Below are 1128 nucleotides of genomic sequence, written 5' to 3' on the forward strand. Positions count from 1 at the left end.
GCAGGCACTTAAATTTAAAACAGAGGCAATACTACTTACTTATTCTCTTATGCTTGAAGATACCCAAAATAAGTTCGGCATCAGTTTGAAATATTCACTTGCCTATGATTGATTAACTAGCACAACGGGTATAGTTTTCACCTATATATAGTCACTGACAGGATGAAAAATAGCTTCACTATCGCTTTTAAAGGTAAGTTACTTTGATTTTTTATATTTTTTAAGTTACAATATAACGAAGATGAGAAAGAGAATTAAGCGAATCGTTGCGTTTACACTCTTAGGATTGCCTATTTTGATATTAATTATCGCAAAATCTTACGCCATGGTTGCTAGAACTGTTCAACTCAATGCAGCTGGGGCAACAATTCCAACTGTAAGTACTACTCCTAAGCCTAATCAAACGACAACAAGTACCGAAAAAGAAGAACCAATTACTTCCCTAAAACCCATCATTGACGTTTCTGGATGGCAGTTACCTGAAGAAATAGACTACGATACCTTGTCTGCAAATATTTCTGGCGTCATTGTTCGTGTCTTTGGAGGTTCAGGTATTGGTATTGATAACAACGCCACAAATGCCAAAGGGGTTGATAAGTCTTATAAAAAACATATTACTGAATTTCAAAAACGTGATATCCCAGTAGCAGTCTATGCTTATGTCATGGGGAAAAATGTTAAAGAAATGAAAGAAGAGGCACGTATCCTCTATGGAAAATCAGCTCCCTATAAACCAACTTACTATTGGTTAGATGTCGAAGAAAAAACCATGGACAATATGGATAAAGGGGTTGAAGCCTTTCGTTCTGAATTAGAAAAATTAGGAGCCAAGAATATCGGAATCTACATCGGAACCTACTTTATGGACGAACATAGTATCTCTATTGATAAGTTTGATGCCGTTTGGTTTCCGACTTATGGTACTGATTCCGGTCTTTATGAAGAGGATCCTCATACATCCTTAGAGCATGATCTCCACCAATATACCTCACAAGGTTTTGTTGATGGTTTCCAAAAACCACTGGACTTAAATCGTATTGCAACGGATAAAGACATTGGTTCTACTTACCAAAAATTATTTGGTCGAAAACCTAGCAAAGATATGCAAGAATAAAAAACCAAACTGGA

The 1128-nt window shown here is 36.3% G+C and carries 1 protein-coding gene; it reads left to right on the plus strand.

All coding sequences use genetic code 11. The features are described from left to right. Nucleotides 1-241: 241 nt before the first annotated feature. Nucleotides 242-1114, plus strand: coding sequence for a glycoside hydrolase family 25 protein (locus ACMZ6U_RS10480; protein WP_416108353.1), 873 nt, complete (start codon nt 242-244; stop codon nt 1112-1114). The last annotated feature ends 14 nt before the right edge of the window (nt 1115-1128 follow it).

The sequence above is a fragment of the Streptococcus pluranimalium genome, assembly GCF_047785745.1.
Classification (GTDB): domain Bacteria; phylum Bacillota; class Bacilli; order Lactobacillales; family Streptococcaceae; genus Streptococcus; species Streptococcus pluranimalium_B.